The organism is Virgibacillus kimchii, from assembly GCF_055379185.1.
The window spans coordinates 3,462,557-3,485,910 of sequence record NZ_AP043951.1; the positions used below are offsets into that span (position 1 = coordinate 3,462,557).

Sequence of the window (23,354 nt, forward strand, 5' to 3'; positions counted from 1 at the left end):
GTGTCATGATCATGACCCCTAAATTAAATAAATACCAAGGAGGACTCGTAATGAATTATAATCAAAATCTTAAATTAGTGCAAATCACACCATCCACATTGATAGTAGGAATCGATATTGCCATGGATAAACATGTGGCACGTGCCCAGGATGACCGGGGCGTGGAATTGGGTAAGAAATTGGTCTTTGACAATCGCATACACGGATTTCAACAGCTTTTAGACTGGATTTCCAGATTGCAGGAGAAAAACAACAAAAGCGAAGTGATTGTTGGCGTAGAACCAACCGGACACTTTTGGCTTGGTTTGGCTTACTATCTAAAAGCCAAAGACATTCGCTTTGTGGTGGTAAATCCAATGCACGTTAAGAAGTCCAAAGAACTTGATGACAACTCACCAACGAAAAATGACACCAAAGATGCGCGCGTTATTGCACAGCTTGTGAAAGATGGGAGATACTCCGTACCAAATCTTCTCGACGGCATTTATGCCGAATTACGGGAAGGGATCAAATTAAGGGATCAACTCATCAAGCAGCTGATGATCATCGAAGGTCGCGTTCAGAATCATATTCAGCGGTACTTTCCGGAATTTGATGACGTCTTTAAAGACTGGTCCGGTAAGACAGCGTTATTCACACTGCGCGAGTTCCCGTTCCCTTATGAGATCCGTCAAATGACTCCGGAAGAAGTGCTGGCAGCGTGGAAAACCGTTATCAAACGCGGCATGGGTATAGAACGGGCAAGGAAATTAGTCAAGAAAGCACAGAAGAGCATTGGCATTGAAATTGGGCTCAGGTTCGCAAGAAAAGAACTACACAGCCTTTTAGACCAGTATGAGCTGTATCAAAATCAGTTAACAGAGTTGGATGAGGAAATCACAGAGCTATTGAAAGATATACCGGGTGCTGAGGAATTGATAAATATTAAGGGGCTTGGTGCCATAACCGTTGCCACGTTCTTTTCTGAAGTAGGGGATCTCACCAAGTATGATCACCCACAGCAATTGGTAAACATGGCGGGTTTAACGTTACGGGAACACAGCTCCGGGAGATTGAAAGGGCAAACGAAAATCACCAAACGTGGCAGAAAAAAATTGCGAAAAGCCCTATATCTGGCTGTACGCCCCCTAGTGGCGAGTAACCCGACGTTTAAGGCACTGCACAGGTATTACACTACCCGCCCCAACAATCCGTTAAAGAAACAGCAATCACTTATTGCGTTATGCGGGAAATTAATACGTGTTATGTTCACCATAGGCAAGAAACAATGTGAATTTGATGGAAGCAAGTTACTAAAAGGTTTACCTCAAATAGAATCATTACAGGCTGCTTAGGCTTTATGAACAAAATGGATGGATAAATGCACTTGGAATTCTAGAATTAAACAAACACCAACAATGCAGAGTCGGAGCTTATTTACACCATTCGGGCATATGACCCAGCTAAGGAGCATATCCGACCTCCACCTTGTGGATACGCAGGACGAGGGAATGTGTGGATAACATCCCGTGATACATGGGAGGGTAAGCGACCATAAGAAGCGTGGAGAATGAAGCATGGTCATACCATTTAAGCACCAAATGTTCACAATTTGGCTGATAGGATGGATATACCCCAGTAAGAATATTCTGTATTCCGTGTTATAAAGGATTAGCTCCAACACATTCCAAAGTGGATGTTTATGAAATTCTAAGAAAACAAGAGCATTTTGAAGATATTTTAATTATATAGAGGGAGGTTTGTTTCCGGATTAAATCGACGTAATTTTGGATATTTGTACGTTCGAAAAATTAAATGGTGGAAAAATATAGGATGAAAAATTTTCCTAAAGAAATGGATGCAGAAAAGAGGTGTATGGATGGGAAAAGTGGTATTTGATATATCGGTTTCACTGGATGGGTTTATTGCTGGATTAAATGACAGCTCCGACAATCCGATTGGTGATGGTGGAAAGCAGCTCCATGAATGGATATATAAACTCGCCTCATGGAGAAAGCAGCACGGTCTGACAGGTGGCGAAAAGAATAGAAATGATGACATCTTACAGGGGTTAGCAGCCAATACCGGTGCCATTATTATGGGAAAACGCATGTTCAACAGTGGAGCAGATTATTGGGATGAAAAACCTCCTTTTCACATGCCTGTTTTTGTACTCACCCATGAAAAAAGGGCGATGCAAGTGAAAGAAGGGGGGACCACATTTCATTTTGTTAATGATGGTGTGAAAGACGCATTTGAGCAGGCAAAGGAAACAGCGGGGAACAAAGATATCTCCATTGCCGGAGGAGCGTCTGTTATTCATCAGTTTTTAAATGCAGGTCTGATCGATGAATTTCAACTTCATGTTGTGCCAATATTTCTCGGTTCCGGTATTAGACTGTTTAAAAGCATGAATGCTCAGCTGAAAATCGAAAAGATCAGTGTATTGGATTCTCCTGAGGTGACGCATATGAAATACCGGTTGAGGAAGCAGTGAGCTGTCACAAAGACTGCCTCGATATGTATATTTTAGAAATGAATAAATATAATAACCACTGAAGAATTGCTGTAACTTCCTCAGTGGTTATTATGAATTGAAATCCTTATTCAGTTAGTGATTACATGTTTTAGCCTTTATTCACCGATTTAAACTCTTCAATTGCTCTTACCCAGTTCTCCTTCATAATGGAGGATACCTTTTCGCCTTTCCCTTCCCGCATATATTTAATAATCATTTCATGCTCTTCAATTGACTTCTCCGTCAAAACAATCGAATTATGGAAAAACTGTCTGCGAACATGTGCCTGTAAATCGTTAATAATATTGTAAATATATTTGTTGTCGGAGGCATCGACAATGATTTGATGGAAATCTTCGTCTATCTTTAATGCTGCATAATAATTTTCCGAATGGATGGCCTCTTTAAACCGTTCATTTACGCTTTCCAGTTTCTCCAGCATGGTGTCGTCTAAGTGAGGCGTAGCCAATTCGGCAGCTAACGCCTGTAAAACTGCTAAAGGCGGGAGGAGGTCATTAATGGATTCTTTTTCCACCTCTGTCACTTGTGTTGCTTTTCCGGGGTACATTTTTACAAAACCTTGTACTTCAAGCAGCTGTAAAGATTCCCGCACCGGAGTCCTGCTAATGCCTAAAGCTTTAGCGATTTCATTATCATTCAGCTTTTCGCCGGGCAAAAGAGTGCCATCTATGATCCACTGTTGCAGCTGGTTGAATGCGCTTTCTTTTGCTGATTGGCGAACAGGCTTCGAATGATCACTTGGAATAGGCATGTGGGTTTCTCCTTCCTCAATATGTATAATCTTTACCTAGTATACTATAAAACAAGGATCAAGGAAATAAGGAAAAGCAAATTGGTGGTATATCGCAAACAATTTCACAGGAAAAAGGAATTGACATAACTCCCAATTCCTTTTTCCTGCTTACGTTCCCTATGTCCGATTGAATTAACTTAATTTCTTAATAGGGTTTGGAATCATGCCCCTTATCGATCGCTTCGCCAGGTGCTGTTTCACCATCTGACGCTCCAAGTTGATTCATACTGGAACCTTCTTTTACTGCATGCTGTAATCCTTCACGAAGGCGACGGCCATATTCTTCATCCGCTTCTTCCGCCAATGCAATCATTATATCCTGTATACGCTGATCACATTGAGAAAGGTCCCCGACAAGGTTGGAGATCAGTTCATCTTTTTCCCAGTCTTCAAACCAGCGGAAGGTTTCCCCGGCTTGCTTCGTGTTATCATTTCTGTCAATGGATTCTCTGACGATATTTCCTTCCACATAAGGCGTATGTTCTTTCCCGGATTGTTCAGCCTCCTTCAACCCCCCTATAACAGATGGTTCATAGTTAATATGCGGGCTCTGACCCGGCGCTTTCTCATTTTCATACCTCATGGGTCCGCCTTCCTGATTTGTTGCTACCCGTTTTTTAGGTGCATTGATCGGTAATTGTAAATAATTTGGCCCCACCCGGTAACGCTGTGTGTCTGAATAGGAAAACGTTCTTCCCTGCAGCATTTTGTCGTCGGAAAAATCCAGACCGTCTACAAGCACGCCGGTACCGAATGCAGACTGCTCCACTTCGTTATGGTAGTTTTCCGGATTTTTATTTAATACCATTTTACCAACCGGTCTCCACGGAAATTGATCTTCCGGCCATAATTTTGTGTCATCGAGCGGGTCAAAATCAAGCTCGGGATGCGGCCCGTCCTCCATAATCTGTACAAATAATTCCCATTCCGGATATTCTCCGCTTTCAATTGCTTCATAAAGATCCTGGCTCGCATGATTAAAGTTTTTTCCCTGGATCTCTTCAGCTTCTGTTTGAGTCAGGTTTTTGATCCCCTGTTTGGGTTCCCAGTGATACTTTACAAGTACCGATTTGCCTTCCTGGTTAATCCACCTGTACGTATTTACACCTGAACCTTGCATCATTCGGTAATTTGCCGGGATACCCCACGGAGAGTATATGAAAGTTACCATATGAAAAGATTCCGGGTTGCTGGCACAAAAATCAAAAAAACGTTCGCTGTCCTGATAATTGGTAACAGGGTCCGGTCTGAAGGCATGTATCATATCCGGAAATTTCATCGCATCCCGAATGAAGAATATTTTTATATTGTTTCCTACGAGATCCCAGTTTCCGTCCTCCGTATAGAATTTAACGGCAAACCCACGAGGATCACGAACGGTTTCCGGAGAATGATTCCCGTGAACCACGGTGGAAAAACGGACGAAAACAGGTGTCTGCTTTCCTTTATCCTGAAAAACCTTGGCACGGGTATATTTAGAGACAGGTTCATCTCCAGCGGTACCATATGTTTCAAAATAGCCATGCGCCCCAGAGCCACGAGCATGGGCGATTCTTTCCGGTACTTTTTCCCTGTCAAAGTGACTGATTTTTTCGATGTAATCATAGTTTTCGAGCATAGCGGGACCGCGATTTCCTACGGTTCGTATGTTCTGGTTGTTTGTCACCGGATGTCCCTGTCTTGTCGTCAGGGTATCTTCTTCTTCTATGTTTGACTGTTCCCTGTTGTTCTGTGATTGATCTTTCTCCATCATAAATCACCCTTTTTGAAAGAAATTAAGTATCTTCCGGATTACGGAAATACTTTTATGCTGTTTACTAGTGTGCCCGATGTCCTTGAAATAAACCCTGTTTTTTCCGGTTGCTGCTTAAGAAAATATTTTCGCTCATCACTTCGTCTGCAGACTTATAAATCCTTCTCAAAAATTCGGTATTTATAATGAAGGAATTTTATACTAAAAGTCGATGAAGAAAGGATCTGAAAGAATTATGATCAATGAACTCAGTAAGAAGCAGAAAGAATGAAAAACTTGCCCGGAAATTAGTATGAAATAATAATAAGTAGGGTAGAGGGACGAATGAAACAGGTGAAAAAGAGTGCAGTTTTTAGAAAAAAATCACGTTAACTGCCAAAAAGGACAGTTGATTTTTTATAGCACATAAAAAGCTTCCTGATTTTAGGAGTTTACTTGCGCTGTAGTGGTGGATGAAACCAACGAGTGTTAGTTTGGCAAGAATATCTTCCAGCTCCATGACCAAGCGTTTCTGTTAAAGATAAATTTTGCACTATTCCGCAGCATTTTAATTTCATTATTAATGAGAGGGGTGTATTTTTTATAAAAAATGTTTTTAAGGTTTACTTTTTAAATTTATTTTCTCTTTATTAAGAGAAGTAACAAACAATAAAAAAATAGGAGTTGGTTTTAATGTCTTTAGAAACAAGAATTTTAAATGCTTCAGAATGCTATGACATGATGCAGGCGCATAACGCATTCCACGACACATTAGTTTACGGAGATTCAAGCTCAGCAATTGAGGCTAAACTAGCTGGTGTAGCTCTAGGTGCTCTAGGAAAGCTCTTTGGCAGAACTGTAGGTTCCATTTCTTCTGTAGCAGTTACAATGTATAATATTGCGAGGAATCAAAATGCAAGTGCAATTAGTTCTTATATTAGAGGTGGAGCTCTAGCTTTTCAGGATTTATACGAATTTCTACAAGAGAATTCAGGTTATCATGAAGTAGAAGCCCAGTTTCTCATGATGGATTTTTGGGGTAATTCAACAAATCAAAAGTATGTGCAAGGAAATCGTCAAAATCCGGAAAGTGGCTATGTAATATTGAGGATTAGAACTGATGCTGGATGGATCACATAATGCTAATGGACCTTCATTCTAGCATTGAATAGCAAACCAAAAACACTCAGTATAACCTGAGTGTTTTTGGTTTTGTATTGTTGAATCAATTTAATGATTGCTCTTATTAAAAATTCGGAGTTCTGCAGAATTTTTAAGATAAATTTAAAAAATTATCTTAAGCAGTTTGTTCCGGGTTTAACTATACATTGATACGATTTGCAGCCACTTTGAAGGATTATAAATAAGCGTTACGATGTCAAAGTGAATTTTTGCGCTCGATAACGAACGTTGTTGACTGAAATAAATCCTTAAGGTAGGCATTCGCACGTTCAACGGAAGAGTAATGTTTGGATGTTTTTTGCATTCTTTTATTTAGCGAGTAGGTGCCGTGTATTTTCTTAGGACTGTCGTGATTCTTACTTTATAAACTTTTTGGCATATGACTCATAGCTAATGTACATTCTCCTGCACTCCTTGGGACTTGTATAGTTCAGTGTTCTGTGCTTAGAATCGAAACTATCATAACGATAAGAATATTTTCTGAAACAAGTTGGATCAGAGTTTATAAAACCAACAGGTTCACTTTCGTTTTTCTTATTGTAAGCATGACAGAGCATTTGTCCTGTTTGATATACTTGTTTATAAATGGATCATAGTCATAATCAGCATCCATGGTATGGTAGCGAAAAGACGAGAGGGGTGCTATTATACAAGATCTGGGGAGGTACTTCTTTCTTAGTGTCACAAACTAATTGGGGCTCAAGAGCTATGAATTACGAAATTCATTCTGTTGCTAATTTATAGGTGAAATAGTTAGTGATTCTTTTCTTCCAAAACGCCCCCTTTGACATAAAGGAATAGTACTTGTAATACAATTAATTAGTGTTAAAATAAATTATACAGTTTATCTTTATAATATTGGAATAAATGATAATATTAAATACAACAACTGATTCTTTTAGAGTTGAAAGGGGGGTTTTTGTGAAGAAAATCATAGTTATAACTTTGTCTATAGTTATTTTAATTATATTATTCTTTATTGTGTTTAAAAATCAACAAACAACCTTGAGGGAAGTACTTGATGAGAACTTAGACGTTATAGATTATGAAGAAGTAATTGAGAAAATAGTTTTCAAAAAAAATACTACCGATGGTACAATGGTGACAGGAATTGAAAAACAGGATGAAATAAATCAAATATTACATAATGATATACAACTTCTTAAGACCAATAATCCCTCTAATAGAGAAGAAGAGTATATAATGGCTTTACATTTTAATAATGAGGATTATGCTCATGAATACCTTATTTCTGAAAATTATATTTTACTTAGGGATGCATTTGAAACACATAATATGTATGAGGTAATTGGTGACAATTATATTTATGAATATATTCAATCAAATAACTTTGAATGGGTATTTGAAAATGAACAATAATCCGAGATTATGGGGTTTGCATTTAAATCGCCGATTCGGTGTATCATTATGAGAACTTGAAAGTATCATGTACTTTAGTTGTCCAGAAATCACAACCTAGACAATGAGTGCCGGTATTGATCAAATGAAGCGTGCGATATAATCCCGCATTCGGATGGCCGAAAGGAATTTCTTCCTGATTGACAATGACAAAAGGAACTTCCTTTGAATAAGCCGACATGATATAATGGTTAAGCATCCAAATCATCCTTTCGAAGGTTATTGTGGTACTTTACTATTTCAACGGGCGGTTTGGATTTTCCTTTTTGTCGATTTGTCAAATCATGTTCCCCGTAAATCTTTACTGTAACAACTTAATTTACAGGTTGAAATGTCATAGAAAATATATCCCTTAATGAGGGTTGGGACAAAGTCTGATATTAAAAAATAAAAAGCGTGGCACCATTAAATTGCTGAAGGTGCCACACTTATTTGTTTTTATAAATCTGGTTGCGAATCGATAGACGAAAGAGGTGCCCTATATTAAAGGTTATACCATGAATTAAGTTGTTTTGCCGCTAACTAGGTTTAGAAATGAATTAACAAAAAAATGATATTGTTTACGCTGTTAATAATCGGTTGAAAATATTTCTGATGAAATATTCAAACAGTTTTTACGTGAAGCATTATCATGCCAGATTATGAAGATAATTTTGTGCATATACCCAATCTGTTTTCTTGGGAAGAATGACTGAAATATTACTGAAGGATAGCGTGAGTTTAATGTGCTTAGTCCAAGAATACGGACCAAGTTATTGTACCATTCATCTTTTCCGAGTGCATTCAGAGGTCAAAGAATTACTGTGTCAGTACTTGTACAATTATATTGTTAGGTTTTGCAGGAAAAGCAGATTGATGAAGAAGCAATTTTTATTGACTATGGTGGACCCAAAATTGAAGCAAATACCAATAAGTTTACTTTTGTTTGGCGCAAGTCGGCTGAATAATACAATTGCTTATTTTTTACTTGTGGTGTAATTTTACTTTCTTTCAAATTTAACTACTGACTCCCTTCCTAATCATTTTTAATAGCTTGTAGCAATTCCGAAAAATATTTATGAAGTTTGTCTATTTTGGTTTATCAGTCACAACAAGTTTAATGACTTTTATTCTACTTTTATATCGGCTTAAAAAAGCACCAGAAGCAAGGAGGTTCTTTAAACTCAACTGTAAACAATTTCTCTATAATTTTTAATTTAATTTCTTGTTCTAAGTCTTCACGATCTTGATAATTTGTATTTTTTAAGGATTGCTTAATCTTTGAATCAAATTTTTCTAAAATTTCCTCCACTTCTTTGTAATCAACTTCGTTGTCTTTCAATATTAGTCACTCCTATTTTTTTGTTCCAATAAAATTTTTTAGATGTTTTAAAGCTTTGTTGTGTTGATTTGAAATATTTTGAGTGGATGTATTTGTTGCTTCAGCTATCTCGTACAGTGTTAGCTTATTGAAGTACTTCATTTCAAGAATAAATAATTGCTTTTCAGTAAGTTTATTCAAAGCTTTATACAGCATCTTATTTTCAATATGATTTTTTAATCTGTAACCATAGATGTTTTGATACCCATAATAAGGTTTTGTCTCAATGAGATCTTTAAATGTAGTATTATTTCCATCTGATATTTTTTTATCAAGAGTTAAAGTATAAAGATTGTAGATTTTTTTTATTTTCTTATCATAGTCAATGCTAAAGTAATAAATTAAATTATTGATATACGTTATCTTTTTAACATTCATATAATGCTTCTTAAATAATACGTTTATTATTTTCTTGTTTTCGTCAGTTGGATTAGTTACAGCTTGTTTGACCAATTCATAATTTAGCATGTTATCTAAGAAACTTTTTATTATAGGATTTTTTAATGCCTCTTTGTTATTTTCCAAAAACCTTTGCATTACAGGTGATTTACTGATTTATTTTCCATTATGTTACCCCCCTAACGTTGAAAAGTGTTTAATGAATTAATGCTGCGCAAATGTTCCTGATTGATTTTAGATTAAATTAACGTACAATATATTCTTATTATTTATTGTTGGTACATGTATAGGTTTGTGATTAGAAATTAAAGAAAATAATATGACTGACCATAGTTTTTTGAGTGTTGCGGACAGTTTAAGCGAGTAACTGCGGAAAGGTGAGCCGCAGTTATTTTTTCTGCCATAAATAGCGCAAATACTATAGCCACCATTGACTTAACTTTTGTCTGTGTTGAGGAATAATCGCAGGTCTGCCGTAAATAATGCCAAATAGGCACACCTGCTCAAATATGGTAACACGGACAAACCGATTCTAGGCGTTTGATGGCAGGGGGTCGCCATTTCAACTCCGCAAATGGTGGATCTATTTCACACAACTGGTGTGAATAAAGACAAAGAATAATACCATGCTTGCCATCTTTCTGAGCCATTAGTGACAAGATTTTGAGCCACTTCTGCCATGGAGTGAGCCACATGTTACGTAAAAATCCCGCCACCCTTGACTTTGTTTGCGTTCGTGGTAGTGGGTTCTCTTGGCGGATGGTAAAAATTCAGCCTTTTGGCTCCATCCGCACAGATAGCGTACCACAAACGATCACTTCTAAGCTTTCAGTGGTCGGGACCCTGCACCCAACCACTGAAAACTAAGAAGTGGCACGGCAGTCAAGGGCAAGCAGCTACGCTGTGGCTATATTGAGCTCAAATTAGAAAGTGGCTCTGACTATGTCATAGATGGCTCTATTTATGGCAATGCTGGCTCAAAAAGATGGCAGAGGTGGCTCAATCTCATGGCAATATTCATGGTGGTCAAAACTACGCATAAATGGATCATTTCATCCAAAATAATCAGTTACTGACATACTTTTTAAAGTTGGTAAAGAAATTATTTTCTTTGCCATTGATGAAATTTAGCGCGAAACATAAGGTATTCCTGTTTTTAAAATATTGAAAGTGAGAGTTTGTTATTAGTAAATGAGCGAAAACATATTTACTTTATCCTTTCTTTGTCTTTTTTTTGCAATTCTATTTCGATGTGTGGTTAATTGAAAAATACTTATAACTGTTCCACTGTCCACCTGGAGTTTTATAAATTTTTCTCTCAAGTCAGTATTTATGATGATGAAAGTTTTGAAAGTTATATGATTTAAAGCAGCACAAAGCGGATAGGGTGAAGAACTTGATTGGTATAAGTATGGGATGTTTAAAGTATTGCAGAAGGAAGAATGGAACAGCTGAAAAGAGCGCATATCCAAAAAAATAAGGAGCATATAAAAAACCTCCTGATTTGATGGGAGGTTTACTTATGTTGTAGAAAACTAGTGATTAGTGAAACTACGTGTGTGTTCGGTAGAAAGAACTTTCGCTTAGCAAATCCGTTACCCAACCTATCCACTTTCATTTTGCAACCAGGTTCATTGTTAATTCATCATAAGCCGTATTTTTATAGACTTCCATTAATCCATGTTCGGAAATATCCTTTTTAGCTATTTCTTTTTGCTTCAATTGAAAGGTAATCGGTTTTCTGAATGGAAATGGATCCATATTGATCGTATATTCATCCTCCCATGAAAGATGCATTTTTTCGGGAAGGTCCAATGCCTTGGCAAGCGGGATGCCTTCTTTGAAAAAGTGATGTTCATCTTTTTTTGCTGACCCCGGTTCATTCAGGCAAATATATAAGGAGATATTATCCCCCAGCTGCACCAGCGCGTAATGAAAGTCAAATAACTCTTTTTGATAATCAGGTGTAGCTGCAATGATTTTTTGCTGGCGCGCCTCCTCTTGTCGTATAAAGGCTTGCGCTTCCTCAGAAGTATTGTTCACAAGAAACCGTTTATAATGTTCACTGCAAAGAAGACCTGCGTAGCTATCATGCTCTTCTGCCTTGTCGATCCCATGCTGATAAAGGATAATCTTGGGGAGGGGAGGGAACGTGACAAAAGTATATGGCGCCTGATCTTTATCATTCCAGAATGGTTGTTTGTCAAAAGGTGCCCAGCCGATATCATGCTTATAAATCGCGTAATCTACGGATGATTTAAACATTTTTCCTTTATACAGACTGTCTTTCCAGTGTTTCATTATTTCCTCGGAAACATGGGCATGGTTATCCTGTTCGATCATAATAAAAGCATCTTCATGCTCTCTTACAATCATTGCATTCGCATCCTTTCCTGACTGTTGTATGCCTACAGCTTAGCATGTTTTCCGGGAATAGAAAATATAATTGTTTTTTATATAAAAAGATCGCACCCAGTTATAGATGCGACCCTCTATATTATATGAGTTTGTCAAATCTCAATTGTTTGTTTAAAGCATACATTACCGGTATTCCTACAGCGAGTACCACAAATTCACCTGCAGCAGTTGTCAACCATGTAAACAAGAATGGAAGTCCCAGTACAAGATACAGTTCAAATGCAATGATGAACATGGTGAACGTAAAAATGAGCGTATTTAATACTAACAGTATCCAAACGTTTTTAATATACTTACCTATTTGGATAATAATAAATAATGATATCGCAGAGTGTGCCACTCCGAAAACGAGATCGTACAATCCTAAAGGTGAAAAAAATAAATTTGTGAGAAAAACGCCTAATACAACACCGAAAAATAACTTCTTGTTAAACACAACGAGGTGATTAAACATTTCTGAAATACGAAATTGGACATTCGTAAATCCGAACGGTTGAATAACCGCGGATACTGCGATGTATAAAGCCGCCAACACTCCGTTCACAACCAATAATCTTACATTCATGAAAAATCTCTCCCTTAGTTTTTTATCGTGGGATGGTTTCGAACCACGTGTTTGAAAAAAGTTTCAAACGAATACATTATAAACTTATATGAAAGATAATCAAGCGTGAATTACTGGAACCAAAACAACTTGTTGACAAAAATAAAGGAACAAGCTATAATACTTACCATAAGTAACTTAGTTAAAAAACGTAACCATTTTTTATATAAAAGAGGAGATCACATGGAAAAACATTTTTTTGAAAAACCAACCATATATGTAGGAGAAGTCAGTGTAAATGTAACGGATTTAAAAAAATCAATTGAATTTTATCAGACAGTCATTGGTTTCCGTGTGCTTGAAGAAACCGACAATCGAGCCGTATTGACTGCAGATGGCTCAACACCATTGTTAAGGTTGGAGCAGCCGGACAATGTAATGCCGAAAGAAGAAAGGACAACAGGGTTATTTCATTTTGCAATTCTATTGCCATCAAGAGAAGATCTTTCTGCGTTTTTAAGGCATATTGCGCAATCAGGAATTCGTATCGGCGCATCTGATCACTATGTAAGTGAAGCCATTTATCTTTCCGATCCGGATGGAAATGGCATTGAAGTGTATCGTGACCGCCCTGCATCCGAATGGAGCTGGTCAAATGGACAGGTTGCCATGGCAACAGAACCACTGGATGCAGAAGGTGTGCTCGGATCTGGTAATAAGGAGTGGAAGGGTCTCCCGGAAGCTACTGTAATGGGACATATCCATTTACATGTGGCTGAATTGGAAAAGACAGAGGAATTTTACGTAAACGGACTGGGTTTTAAAGTAGTTACCAATTACCCCGGTGCCCTGTTTACTTCAACCGGTGACTATCATCATCATATCGCCCTGAATGTCTGGAATGGGGTTGGAGCTCCTGCTCCGAAAAGGAACAGTGTCGGGCTGAATTGGTTCAGCCTGGAATTCCCGGATGAGAAAGCAAGAGCGGAAGCTGTGGAAAGATTGGAAGAAATGGGAGCCCGTGTAGAAAAAGAAGGCAATCTTTATATTACAGAAGATCCATCAGAAAACCGAATACACTTAAGCGTATAACGGGGAGACAGTCTCCTCGTTTTTTAATGCAGAAGCGAGTAAAGCGTGTCATTCTTGCCAGTTTTTTTGCAGGTTACTGTCGATATTTCCCGGGAAATGTAGGTAATACTTATTATAAACCCAAAGATATTTGTGTTTTTTTGGTATAGTTATTATGAAAGTGAGAAAATAGGGTATGGATAAGGTATATCACCTTAAAGAACACGGAGAAAAGGATAGTAATTATGGCTTACATCTTATTAATTATTGGGTTTGTATTATTAATCAAGGGTGCCGATTATTTTGTTGGCGGTGCCTCCAATATTGCCAGGCTAATGCGTGTGCCAGCTATATTAATTGGCCTTACGATTGTCGCTTTTGGTACGAGTTCCCCGGAAGTAACCGTAAGTGTCATTGCAGCGCTGGAAGAAAGTGCGGATATGGCATTGGGGAACGTAGTTGGCAGCAATATTTTCAACCTTACACTTGCGGTCGGGGTGGCGGCTTTTTTATATCCGATTCAAGTCCAAAGTGAAACAACAAAAAAGGAAATTCCCTTTACGCTATTGGCAAGTGTTGTATTGCTTGTTCTAATCAGCGATACAACACTCCAGGGGCTGAGTGAAAATTATATCTCACGAGCTGATGGGATTATTCTATTGCTGTTTTTAAGTATATTTACGTATTATGTAATTGATACGGCAATGAACAGCCGAAGGAATAACAGCAATAACGACCTGACCTATGATATTAAATGGGGCAGAAGTATATTGTTTACAATATTGGGGCTAGCAGCGATTATCCTGGGAGGAGATATGGTCGTGACCAACGGCGTGGAAATTGCTTATGCGCTTGGAATGAGTGAGACGCTGGTCGGTCTTACGATCATTGCAATAGGCACATCCTTGCCCGAGCTTGTCACATCCATTACCGCTGCGTTGAAAAAAGAAAGCGAAATTGCGCTTGGGAATATCGTAGGGAGTACGATATTCAATATTTTACTTGTACTGGGGGCCTCGTCGGTAATTACACCGCTTCCCGTTAACCGTATCATTTTTACTGATATCTATATTATGATGTTTTTAACTGTTCTCTTACTTGTCTTTTCCCGAACCAACTATAGAATTGGCAAAAGAGAAGGGGCTATTTTAGTAGTGAGCTATGTTGTCTATATGGTGTACATTATTTTACGGAATTAATATAAAAAACCGTCCCGCTATTATTTTAGGGACGGTTTACGTATTAAAGGTTTTTATACCATGTTCCGGCGGCCTCTACTTCGCCCAATGTTAATTGGTGTCCGCCATTTTCCCAATGAATTTCAGTTTTTGCTCCGGCACCTTCCAGCAATGAATGAAGTTCTTCCGACTCTTGTGCAGGGCAAATAGGGTCATTTTTTCCGGCGGCAATCAGTACATCTTTTCCGGTTAAGTCCGGTAATTCAATGCCGCGTCTCGGTACCATGGGATGATGAAGGGATGCTGCGCGTAATGCATCCTTATAATGGAACATCAGGCTTGCAGCAATGTTGGCACCATTGGAATAACCGACGGCGACAATGTTATTTCTGTCAAAACCATGTTCTTCAGCGGCATCATCCAGGAAATTATTTAATTCTTCTGTTCGAAAAATAAGATCCTCTTCGTCAAATACGCCTTCAGCTAATCTGCGGAAAAAGCGAGGCATTCCGTTCTCTGATACATTCCCTCTGACACTTAATACATTGGCATCAGGGTCAATTCTTTCCGCGAGAGGCAGCAGATCTTGTTCCGTACCACCAGTTCCGTGTAATAAAAGTAATGTTGGTTTTGACTGATCATTTCCTTTTTGAAAAATATGTTTCATTCCTTTTTCTCCTTTCGATCTTTCGTTATTTTGGACGTTCGATGGAAAATAATCCTCCCAGTTTAGTATAATTAGGGCCTGCTAATCGGCTTACAGTATTTAAAGCATTGAAGTCAATTTTGTCGTCTTTGAGATAAATTTCTTCAGCTAAATGGTACTTCTGGATTCTTCCTATAATTAAATCAGTTTTCTGTTCCTTTCCCAAAGGAATAACGTGCTCCAGCGTACATTCCATACGGACTTTTGCTTCCTTGATTCCCGGTATGGATACGGCATCACTGTCCACCAGGGTGAGTCCTGCTTTATCAATCTCACTTTGATCTGCGGGCAGGGAGGCAGCTGTTATATTTATTTTATCTACGCGTTCTTCATCAACACTATGCACAACGAATTCTTTCTCCCCCATAATGTTCCTCGCCGTATCTTTAGGAGATCCGTCTCTTTGCTGAATCGCCAGTGAAATCATTGGAGGGTCGGATGAAACTACGTTAAAAAAGCTGAATGGTGCTCCGTTAATGACACCATTATGATTACTGCTTGTAACAAATGCAATCGGTCTTGGAATAATGGTACCGGTTAACAGTTTATAATTCTCTCTTGCTGTTTTTACTTTGGGGTCAATCGTGATCATAAAATCCTTCCTATTCATCAAGGTTCTTAACTTCTACAGGGATCAGTGTTTTTTCAAGGCGACCGCGGTATTGTTCGTATTGCTCCGGCAGCTTTAGTTGAGTCCCCATCGTTTCGGAAGATTCATCGTGAGCAAACCCGGGAGGATCTGTGGCAATTTCAAATAAAATTTCTCCATGCTCTCTGAAATAAATAGCATTAAAATAATTTCTGTCTTTTACCGGTGTTACCATATAGCCATTTTGCTGTACAAGTTTTTTCCAACCCAATTGATCTTCATCATCTTCTGCACGCCAGGCAATATGGTGAACCATGCCAACACCCATTTGTCCGCGCCCGTTTGCAGTTATTTTTACATCAATGATATTTCCGATATCTCCGTAGGCTTGAAAACGAACGAATTCATCTTCCTCACCAACTTTTTCAAGCCCCATCACATCTTCCAGCAGCGCTGCTGTTTTAGCCGGTTGGGAGGAATATAAAATGGCGCCTGCAAAACCTTTGATTGCTACATCAGGGGTGACTTCACCAATTGTCCAAGTGTTTTGTTCTCCTTGTTCCCGTTCCACGAGCTCCAGTTTCAGCCCGTGCGGGTCAGTGAAAGTGACATAAGTTTCTCCAAAGCGCTCCTGTGCATTATAGTCAATATCGAATTTTTCCAGTCTCTTTTTCCAGAAGGAGAGTGACCCGGCTGGAACCGCATAGGAGGTAACGCCGACCTGGCCATCCCCAATTTTTCCTTTCTGAGCATCTGCCCAAGGGAAAAAGGTAATAATGGTACCGGGTTTCCCGCCTTCATTCCCAAAATAGAAGTGATAGGTGCCCGGGTCATCAAAGTTGACTGTTTTTTTTACCATTCTCAGGCCCAATACACCTGCATAAAAATCCACGTTTTCCTGTGGGTGACCGACAATTGCGGTAATATGGTGGATCCCTGCTGTTTTCTTCATGATGATTTATCTCCTCTTTTTCCAACTTTTTTGAGCACATCAATCACCGTTTGTTTATCTTCTTCGGAAACGTCTGCAAACAACTCCTCAATTACCTGTTGGTGCTTGGGGAAAATTTCATCCATCAGCTTTGTGCCATCCTCTGTAATGTCGATGTAGACGACACGGCGGTCATCCTTACAGTGTCTGCGTTTGACATAGCCTTTCTTTTCAAGCTTGTCAATGACATAGGTAATGGATCCGGTGTTAATGAGAACGGCATTTGATATTTCCCGTACAGTCTGGCTGCCTTTATGGTACAATGCTTCCAGTACCATAAAATCCGAGCTTTTCATTCCGTGGCTGCTAATATCTTTTTTAATGATTTCCTCAAGAGTTTTTGTGGATTTCATGAGGACGACAAATATTTTTAGTGATAAATTTTCTTTTTCCAATTATATTCACCTCAAATATATTTAATCTTAATTAATGTATTTTGAATTAAATACAATGATAAACTACTATAGTAAAGTTGTCAATGACTTCGATTCTTTATGTTTAAAAATTTTTCCTAATATACAGAAGCCTATCACTGTCATTGTATTTTCAACTGAATTAGAGGTTTAGAGTATTTGGCAAAGCCATCATTTTATTCATACTTTCGTTATAAACATAGTTGACATTAAAAAGGTTCCCATGTAATATGGTAAACAAATTTAATAGATTCTTATCAAGAGCGGTGGAGGAATCTGGTCCGATGAGCCCGCAGCAACCATTCACAGGTAAAACCATGTGAAACGGTGCTAATTCCAGCAGACAATCGTCTGAAAGATAAGAAGGGCACGTTTTTCTATAAGCCGAATTTCCAACCCCCTTTTATCTTTTGGATAAAAGGGGGTTTTTGCGTGCGGATAAAATCAAGTGCTAACTAAATGAACAAATCTATGAAAGGAAAAAAGGAGGAAAGTGATGAAACAGACAGAAAGCAGACAAAACCAAAATCACAGGACCATTCGAGCGTCTTCTAACAGAATTGGAAAATTTGCCAATGAAAATAATATAAGAGATTTTAGTTTTACGGTAGATGAACCGGAAAAATTAGGCGGGACAAACAAAGCTCCAACTCCAATGGAGTATATATTGGGATCATTTAATGGATGTATATTAATAGTCATTGAAATGATAGCTGAAGAGATCGGTTTTTCTTTCGATAACATTTCTGCTGAAACGGAGGGAATACTTGACCGACGTGGAATAGCAGGCACTGCAGACGTGAGCCCGCACTACCATCAAGTGAAGAATGTGGTTTTCTTTGAAACAGAAGAAAGTACCGAATCCATTGCAAAACTAAAGAGTCTGGTTAAACAAAGGTGTCCTGCCTACAATCTGTTCCGGGATACAGGTATTGAGATTAAACTTGATTGGAAAAAGGTTTAAATAACTGCAGGTATTATTGGAGGGGGAAAATAATGACTTCATATGGCGTTTGGATGATTTCTTTTGCGCTTATTTATACATTCTTACTGATTATTGCCGGTAATGTGGCGAAAAGGAAGGCATCTAATGGGGAGAACTTCTTTATTGGGGGACGGAATTTCAGATGGTGGACGGTGGCCTTTTGTATTACCGGACTGTTTTCCGGGTCAACCTACATATCGATTGTTGAACTATCTTATCTGACAGGGGTTTCTGCCATCTGGTATGGTGTAGCAGAAACTGTACAGGTACTGATCATTGCTTTTCTTATGATTAAGCCTTTTCGTAATAAAATGATGGTAACAGTTTCCGGGCTGATCGGGGATAAATTCGGCAGGCGCGCTAAAGCGATATCCGGTGCAATTACAGCATTTGCATTTCCAATGTGGTCTGTTGCCACTGCAATTGCATTTGCTTCCGCATTGAATGTGTTTACGGATATTTCACTAAGTTATTCAGTTGCTTTTACTGCCATACTATTGTTCATTTATCTGCAGGCAGGGGGGATGTGGTCGGTTGCCTTTACGCAATCCATGAATACGATCATGTTTTTGCTCATGTTTATAGTTGGTATGATCGCCTTTTTTATCAACCCCGGCATTGCAGGTTTACAGCAATTAGCGATCGATCGGCCGGAAATGTTTCAGCTTGGCGGTGCCGGCCTTCAAGTGATTGTCGCTTGGTTTGGAACATTTTTGGTGAATGTCATTTTGGCTCAGGCAGCTTTCCAGATGGCCTTATCCTGTAAAACACCTGAAGAGGGTAAAAAAGGAATGATCGGTGCTGTTTTCATGGGAATACCTTTTATTATCTGCGGTGTATTATTCGGTTTAGCTGCAGCTATTGTTGTTCCGGATGGAAATTTAGGATTAATCGCGTTGCCGCAGTATTTGATGGAAGTATTGCCTGCACCGCTGGTTGGTCTGTTTTTCTTAGGTGTTTGGGCCTGTGCACTCGGCTGGGGCGGGCCGTGTCAATTTTCCGGGGCGACAAGTCTTGGTAAAGATGTTGGTAGTGCAGTATTTCCAAGCGCAAGCAACCAGCAATTGATCAAGTATACAAAATGGTCGCTGCTTCTTTTAACCGGGTTGATGATCGTATTTGGATTGCTCCGGACAGAGCAATCCGCCTGGTGGAATGTGCTGGCATGGACAGTCAGAAATTCTGCTACCTTTGCTCCTGTTGTTGCAGCGATATTTTGGCCGGTGGTAACCAGGAGTGCGGTAGTTAGCTCGCTGCTCACCGGTTTTGCGTCAGGATTAATCTGGTACCATTTAGGCGGGTGGCATCCAACCTCCTTTTTCCTGGATATACATCCGGTTTGGATTGGTATGTCCACCAATATTGCCACGATTCTTATCGTGACTTTAGTGACTTCTTATGGAAAATGGATGTTACAATTTGATACGAAATCTATGAAGGGAATGACATCTGCCCTGGCCAGTGTGATGCTGGTGGCAGTGCCAGTTGTATTCTTTGAAGTCCTGCATGAAGTTGGTTTGCTGGGGCTGTTTGGTTTTGCAGCTGTTCTCTCTTTATTTATTACAGGGATTATTTATATTAAACCGAAGAATATGCAGGTTCCACCTGTTGCAAAAGCAGTAAATGAATAATTAATTTTAGAAGAATACAAGCGTATTATTTTAATGCATATTAAGCCAGCAATTTCCATAACTGCTGGCTTAATATGTGCCTGATTCCGTTACGACCATTAATTTTTACGATTTTCCAGTTCTTTTTTTCGTGCTATCAAATGTTGAAACGTTTCATCGAGTTGTTCAGAAGGATCGATGCTGAGCTTACTTAATACTTCGGAAATTTTCGTTTCAATTACTTGTAGTTCGTCTTCGTTTGGATCTGCCTTATGAGGTACGTAATTCTTGTATTCCAGATAGGAGCCTTCGAATAAGGAAATCTCTTTATTTTCGATCGTAAGAATACGTAAAGCAATGTTTTCAAGAAATTTTCGATCATGAGAGACGATTAGCGCCGTTCCTTCGTAATCTTTTAATAGTGTTTCCAACGCTTCGACTGCTTCTATATCAAGAAAATTTGTCGGTTCATCCAAAAGAAGTGTATTGATATCACTTACAAACAATTTGGCAAAGGCTACTTTTACTCGCTCTCCACCGCTTAATACATCCACTTTTTTATAGACATCATCACGGTAAAAGTGAAGTCTGGCAAGCACGGTTCGAATAAAGGTTTCATCTTGTATGGACGTCTCACTGACGTTTTTTAGAATGGATTTATTCACATCAAGTACATCCAGATTTTGGCTGAAATAGCCAATTTTCATGACAGGGGAGCTGGTGACGCCGTCAGCTTCATTGATAATCTTTTTCAGAAGTGTCGTTTTGCCTGTTCCATTTTTTCCAAGTATAGCAATCTTGTCTCCGCCTCTTACATGAAAGGTGGTTTCGTTCCAGAGAAGTCGTTCCTTTATCTTTCCGCTTACATTTTCCACGTGAAGGATGATTTTCCCTTTGAATGTTTCTTCATTGGGAAGGTTCATCTTAATAGGTGGTGTATCTTTCACTTTTTCTACTCCTTCCATCTTTTCCAACCGGGTTTCAATGGCTTTTGCCGACTTGCGCAGTTTCTTTTGTTTATTGGCAAAGTACGGCTTGGCTCCGGTTATTTTTGCCTCTGAAGTACTTACGTTTTTAGGCTTTTTCGTTGCCCGCTGTGCTTTTTGTTCCTTTTCAATCAGGGCTTTTTCCAGTTGTTTTTTCTTTTTCACATACTGTTCATAAGCATTTTCCTGTTTTCTTATTTCCAGGTTTTTTTGTAAAACATATGTTGAATAATTTCCTTTGTATACTGTAAGCTTTCCGTCTTCCAGCTCCCAGATTAAATTGCACTGGGAATCGAGAAATTCCCTGTCGTGGGATACAATCACAATGGCACCTTGCCATTTGGAAAATTGATTTTCAACTTTTTCGATATGTTCCATATCCAGGTTTGTTGTCGGTTCGTCTGCTAGAAGAATATCTGTCTTTTTGGCAATCGAACGGTTGATATATTCCTGGGTTACCTCCCCACCACTTTTAGTTGTCCGGGTGTTTTTTAGCTGGGGAATGAGCTCGATAGTTCCGTGGTAGGAGACGTTGCCTTCCTCAACCTGTTTACTGCCGGCCAGAACTTCCAATAATGTTGTTTTCCCGCTGCCATTCTTTCCAACCAATCCAATTCTGTCTTTGCTTTGGATTTGTAAATGTTCTACATCGAAAAGAAGACGGTCCTTTATATAGACTTTTATAAGATTGGCTTCAAGTAAAATCATAGTATCATCTCCGTTTCGGTTTTGTTCCGGAGACAAAAAAATGCCTCCTGTTCGTTTCAGAATAGGAGGCATTACGTGCAGTATAAAGAGACTACGCCCTTTGTACAGAGGCACAGAGATACAATCCTATTCTGAAAAATTCAGTGGAAAACATGACAAATAAAGCAGATGTGATCTGCTGTTTGGCATGAATTTCACTTGAATGTTTTCGAAAAATAGGATTAGTATTTCATGTCCTCTTTGGTTCACCCTTCCGTTTTGAGTTACTGTCAGTATAAAGGAAAAGTTTTTTGCTGTCCAGAGAGCGCTCAGGATGTGGTATCATTTTATGTAGCACACTTGACGGAGTGATGATATGATTTTGTGGATTAATGGCACCTTTGGGGCAGGGAAATCAACTGTCGCCTACGAGTTACATAAAAGAGTTAAAAATTCAATCGTCTATGATCCGGAAAGGTTCGGATATGTACTCATGAAAAATGTACTAAAAGAGATATCAAAAGATGATTTCAGGATTATTCTTTGTGGAGAGAAGCTAATTATAAATTGCTGAAAAATATTTCCGAGGAATATAATGGCCTCGTTATTGTACCGATGACACTTACAAATGTGAGATATTTTAATGAAATCATTGGAAAGCTGCGAGAACAGGGTATAGTCGTAAAACATTTTACACTATCGGCTTTCAAACAAACGATTGAACAACGATTGAGAAAAAGATTAGAAGGGAAAAAATCGTGCGCATACCAACAAATGAACGATCGCATGAAAGAACTGGAAGACCCGCTTTTTAAGGAATATATTCAGACAGATGATATGTCCATTGACCAAGTAGTTGAAGCCATTGCTGCATCAGCTTCGATTGACTTGCTTCCAGACCGGCGAACGAAACTCGGGAAGTCGATGAATCGCCTGCGAATTACTTGGAAAGAAATGCGTATATTTAAGTAAGCTTGGGTTTAATCCAGAAAACCAAAAATATCATTAATAGTAAAATTAACATCAGGAAAGATGGTGGAGGTGAAAGTTTCTTTTTCAATGGAATAGACATCTTCGGATTGGTAGGAACCTTCATTCAGTACAAACTTTTCAATACTTCGGTGTTGGTGATCAACGATTAAGTATTCTCTTACACCAGCTTTTTCATAGTATTTTAGTTTTAACAGACGGTCATTACGGGCTGTACTTGGGGACAGGACTTCGACAACTAAATCAGGTGCCCCATAACAGCGCTTTTTGCGAAGTTTGCCTTTATCACATACGATGGACATATCGGGCATCACAGTTACATCGTCTTTACCTTTATTCTCATCTTTAAATGAAAATATTACCTGAAGGTTACTGCCGAACACCTTACATGTATTTCCTTTTAAATTATGTCTAAATTCACCTATCAGTTCCGTTATCACACCCTCATGCTCATAAGATGCCGGAGCTATAAAAACAGGAGTGCCTTCATATAGCTCTGCCCTTTCTTCTTCTTGTACATAATCCAAAAATTCTTCCAGCGTATATTTCTTGTTTTTATCGAGCTGAGACATTTAGATTTCCTCCTTTTTTAAGCATCCCATATAGAAATAATAGCGAGTATTTTATAAATGTTCAAGCTGAATAAACGAAGTATTATGAATATAATTCTTATTATGATATAGTAAATTTCATAATTACTTATTTTTACTAAGTATCCGATGACGTAAAATAGTTTGTGTAAATTATTTGAGACAAAAAACGAGGTAGGGTACCCTCGGAATT

Annotated in this window: 23 protein-coding genes, 2 pseudogenes and 2 riboswitches; of the genes and pseudogenes, 11 read left to right on the top strand and 14 right to left on the bottom strand. The window is 38.7% G+C overall.

Annotated features, from left to right (window positions below; all coding sequences use genetic code 11):
* Positions 1-50: 50 nt before the first annotated feature.
* Positions 51-1,334, top strand: a complete 1,284-nt coding sequence (locus tag ACZ42C_RS16710; protein WP_464891247.1) for an IS110 family RNA-guided transposase — start codon at positions 51-53, stop codon at positions 1,332-1,334.
* A 524-nt stretch (positions 1,335-1,858) separates the two neighbouring features.
* A complete protein-coding gene (locus tag ACZ42C_RS16715; RefSeq protein ID WP_461183441.1) occupies positions 1,859-2,476 on the top strand; it encodes a dihydrofolate reductase family protein in 618 nt (205 codons plus the stop codon).
* Positions 2,477-2,606: 130 nt separating this feature from the next.
* Here ACZ42C_RS16715 and ACZ42C_RS16720 read toward each other — a convergent pair whose 3' ends face one another.
* Both ACZ42C_RS16720 and ACZ42C_RS16725 read right to left on the bottom strand, forming a co-directional pair.
* Complete coding sequence (locus ACZ42C_RS16720; protein ID WP_461183440.1) at positions 2,607-3,269, bottom strand: GntR family transcriptional regulator; 663 nt, start codon at positions 3,267-3,269, stop codon at positions 2,607-2,609.
* Positions 3,270-3,456: 187 nt separating this feature from the next.
* Positions 3,457-5,064, bottom strand: a complete 1,608-nt coding sequence (locus tag ACZ42C_RS16725; protein WP_464891292.1) for a catalase — start codon at positions 5,062-5,064, stop codon at positions 3,457-3,459.
* 672 nt (positions 5,065-5,736) lie between these two features.
* Between ACZ42C_RS16725 and ACZ42C_RS16730 the strand changes: the two genes are divergently transcribed.
* On the top strand, positions 5,737-6,183 hold the full coding sequence (locus ACZ42C_RS16730; protein ID WP_461183438.1) for a hypothetical protein: 447 nt from the start codon (positions 5,737-5,739) through the stop codon (positions 6,181-6,183).
* Positions 6,184-6,364: 181 nt separating this feature from the next.
* Here the strand turns inward: ACZ42C_RS16730 and ACZ42C_RS16735 are convergent.
* Positions 6,365-6,862, bottom strand: a pseudogene (locus tag ACZ42C_RS16735) (IS5/IS1182 family transposase); the annotation flags it as partial.
* Between the two features lie 284 nt (positions 6,863-7,146).
* Here ACZ42C_RS16735 and ACZ42C_RS16740 point away from each other — a divergent pair.
* Complete coding sequence (locus ACZ42C_RS16740; protein WP_461183437.1) at positions 7,147-7,605, top strand: hypothetical protein; 459 nt, start codon at positions 7,147-7,149, stop codon at positions 7,603-7,605.
* Between the two features lie 46 nt (positions 7,606-7,651).
* On the opposite strand, the gene ACZ42C_RS16745 is transcribed toward ACZ42C_RS16740, so the two are convergent.
* Positions 7,652-7,843, bottom strand: a complete 192-nt coding sequence (locus ACZ42C_RS16745; RefSeq protein ID WP_461183436.1) for a hypothetical protein — start codon at positions 7,841-7,843, stop codon at positions 7,652-7,654.
* Between the two features lie 344 nt (positions 7,844-8,187).
* Here ACZ42C_RS16745 and ACZ42C_RS16750 point away from each other — a divergent pair.
* A pseudogene (locus tag ACZ42C_RS16750) lies at positions 8,188-8,588 on the top strand (transposase); the annotation flags it as partial.
* 173 nt (positions 8,589-8,761) lie between these two features.
* Here ACZ42C_RS16750 and ACZ42C_RS16755 read toward each other — a convergent pair.
* Both ACZ42C_RS16755 and ACZ42C_RS16760 read right to left on the bottom strand, forming a co-directional pair.
* A complete protein-coding gene (locus tag ACZ42C_RS16755; RefSeq protein ID WP_461183435.1) occupies positions 8,762-8,965 on the bottom strand; it encodes a helix-turn-helix domain-containing protein in 204 nt (67 codons plus the stop codon).
* A 12-nt stretch (positions 8,966-8,977) separates the two neighbouring features.
* Complete coding sequence (locus ACZ42C_RS16760) at positions 8,978-9,529, bottom strand: sigma-70 family RNA polymerase sigma factor (protein WP_461183434.1); 552 nt, start codon at positions 9,527-9,529, stop codon at positions 8,978-8,980.
* A gap of 567 nt (positions 9,530-10,096) precedes the next feature.
* Between ACZ42C_RS16760 and ACZ42C_RS16765 the strand changes: the two genes are divergently transcribed.
* On the top strand, positions 10,097-10,270 hold the full coding sequence (locus tag ACZ42C_RS16765) for a hypothetical protein (protein WP_461183433.1): 174 nt from the start codon (positions 10,097-10,099) through the stop codon (positions 10,268-10,270).
* Between the two features lie 747 nt (positions 10,271-11,017).
* On the opposite strand, the gene ACZ42C_RS16770 is transcribed toward ACZ42C_RS16765, so the two are convergent.
* A complete protein-coding gene (locus ACZ42C_RS16770) occupies positions 11,018-11,779 on the bottom strand; it encodes a DUF3891 family protein (RefSeq protein ID WP_461183432.1) in 762 nt (253 codons plus the stop codon).
* A gap of 121 nt (positions 11,780-11,900) precedes the next feature.
* Positions 11,901-12,386 carry a QueT transporter family protein gene (locus ACZ42C_RS16775; RefSeq protein ID WP_461183431.1) on the bottom strand — a complete coding sequence of 162 codons (486 nt, stop codon included), beginning with the start codon at positions 12,384-12,386 and terminating at the stop codon, positions 11,901-11,903.
* Positions 12,387-12,394: 8 nt separating this feature from the next.
* Positions 12,395-12,439, bottom strand: a riboswitch (PreQ1 riboswitch).
* 169 nt (positions 12,440-12,608) lie between these two features.
* Between ACZ42C_RS16775 and ACZ42C_RS16780 the strand changes: the two genes are divergently transcribed.
* Together ACZ42C_RS16780 and ACZ42C_RS16785 are read left to right on the top strand one after the other, a co-directional pair.
* A complete protein-coding gene (locus tag ACZ42C_RS16780) occupies positions 12,609-13,457 on the top strand; it encodes a VOC family protein (RefSeq protein WP_461183430.1) in 849 nt (282 codons plus the stop codon).
* 224 nt (positions 13,458-13,681) lie between these two features.
* Positions 13,682-14,635 carry a calcium/sodium antiporter gene (locus ACZ42C_RS16785; protein WP_461183429.1) on the top strand — a complete coding sequence of 318 codons (954 nt, stop codon included), beginning with the start codon at positions 13,682-13,684 and terminating at the stop codon, positions 14,633-14,635.
* A 43-nt stretch (positions 14,636-14,678) separates the two neighbouring features.
* Here the strand turns inward: ACZ42C_RS16785 and ACZ42C_RS16790 are convergent, their stop codons facing one another.
* The 4 genes from ACZ42C_RS16790 to ACZ42C_RS16805 are packed head-to-tail and all read right to left on the bottom strand — an operon-like array spanning position 14,679 to position 17,295.
* Positions 14,679-15,281 carry an alpha/beta hydrolase gene (locus ACZ42C_RS16790; RefSeq protein WP_461183428.1) on the bottom strand — a complete coding sequence of 201 codons (603 nt, stop codon included), beginning with the start codon at positions 15,279-15,281 and terminating at the stop codon, positions 14,679-14,681.
* A gap of 25 nt (positions 15,282-15,306) precedes the next feature.
* On the bottom strand, positions 15,307-15,912 hold the full coding sequence (locus tag ACZ42C_RS16795) for a flavin reductase family protein (RefSeq protein ID WP_461183427.1): 606 nt from the start codon (positions 15,910-15,912) through the stop codon (positions 15,307-15,309).
* A 10-nt stretch (positions 15,913-15,922) separates the two neighbouring features.
* Entirely contained in the window at positions 15,923-16,864 is a 942-nt protein-coding gene (locus ACZ42C_RS16800) for a ring-cleaving dioxygenase (RefSeq protein WP_461183443.1), read from the bottom strand.
* Positions 16,858-17,295 carry a MarR family winged helix-turn-helix transcriptional regulator gene (locus ACZ42C_RS16805; RefSeq protein WP_461183426.1) on the bottom strand — a complete coding sequence of 146 codons (438 nt, stop codon included), beginning with the start codon at positions 17,293-17,295 and terminating at the stop codon, positions 16,858-16,860. Before ACZ42C_RS16805 ends, ACZ42C_RS16800 begins: the two co-directional genes overlap by 7 nt.
* 269 nt (positions 17,296-17,564) lie before the next feature.
* Positions 17,565-17,678: riboswitch (SAM riboswitch) on the top strand.
* A 131-nt stretch (positions 17,679-17,809) separates the two neighbouring features.
* Between ACZ42C_RS16805 and ACZ42C_RS16810 the strand changes: the two genes are divergently transcribed.
* Together ACZ42C_RS16810 and ACZ42C_RS16815 are read left to right on the top strand one after the other, a co-directional pair.
* Positions 17,810-18,277: an OsmC family protein gene (locus tag ACZ42C_RS16810; protein WP_461183425.1), complete on the top strand. Its 468-nt coding sequence runs from the start codon at positions 17,810-17,812 to the stop codon at positions 18,275-18,277.
* Positions 18,278-18,309: 32 nt separating this feature from the next.
* A complete protein-coding gene (locus ACZ42C_RS16815; protein ID WP_461183424.1) occupies positions 18,310-19,929 on the top strand; it encodes a sodium:solute symporter family protein in 1,620 nt (539 codons plus the stop codon).
* A 98-nt stretch (positions 19,930-20,027) separates the two neighbouring features.
* Here ACZ42C_RS16815 and ACZ42C_RS16820 read toward each other — a convergent pair whose 3' ends face one another.
* The gene (locus tag ACZ42C_RS16820; RefSeq protein WP_461183442.1) at positions 20,028-21,602 is read right to left on the bottom strand and encodes a Vga family ABC-F type ribosomal protection protein; all 1,575 of its coding nucleotides are present in this window, start codon (positions 21,600-21,602) and stop codon (positions 20,028-20,030) included.
* Positions 21,603-22,124: 522 nt separating this feature from the next.
* Here ACZ42C_RS16820 and ACZ42C_RS16825 point away from each other — a divergent pair.
* Positions 22,125-22,553, top strand: a complete 429-nt coding sequence (locus ACZ42C_RS16825) for a tunicamycin resistance protein (RefSeq protein WP_461183423.1) — start codon at positions 22,125-22,127, stop codon at positions 22,551-22,553.
* Between the two features lie 8 nt (positions 22,554-22,561).
* On the opposite strand, the gene ACZ42C_RS16830 is transcribed toward ACZ42C_RS16825, so the two are convergent.
* Positions 22,562-23,143, bottom strand: a complete 582-nt coding sequence (locus ACZ42C_RS16830; RefSeq protein WP_461183422.1) for a Uma2 family endonuclease — start codon at positions 23,141-23,143, stop codon at positions 22,562-22,564.
* Between the last annotated feature and the right edge of the window lie 211 nt (positions 23,144-23,354).